We start from the raw sequence: 244 nt of genomic DNA, 5'->3' as shown, positions 1-244 counted from the left end.
GTGACCGGCGCGATCCGACGCAGCGCCGTGATGATGCCGGCCTGACCAATGTCACCGCCATGGATGATGTGGTCGACGCCAGCCAGCGCACGCGCCGCTTCCGGCCGCAACAGGCCGTGCGTATCCGAGATGATGCCGACCCTGAACGCTCTGGTGGTCGCCGGGATCGCGGTTTTCGCAGCGGGGGAGTCGATGTTGTTCAAAGGGATCGCCTAGATGGTAATGGTTGTGAAATCCGTCGCAA

General features: G+C 63.1%; 1 protein-coding gene. It reads right to left on the bottom strand.

Annotated features, from left to right (window positions below; translation table 11 throughout):
* On the bottom strand, nucleotides 1-194 hold a 194-nt coding region (locus tag BraRD5C2_RS38555), incomplete at its 3' end, for a metallophosphoesterase family protein (protein WP_374708100.1).
* Nucleotides 195-244: the final 50 nt, after the last annotated feature.

It is taken from the genome of Bradyrhizobium sp. RD5-C2 (assembly GCF_019972155.1).
Taxonomy (GTDB): domain Bacteria; phylum Pseudomonadota; class Alphaproteobacteria; order Rhizobiales; family Xanthobacteraceae; genus Bradyrhizobium.
This window is presented reverse-complemented; position numbering and strand designations above follow the sequence as displayed.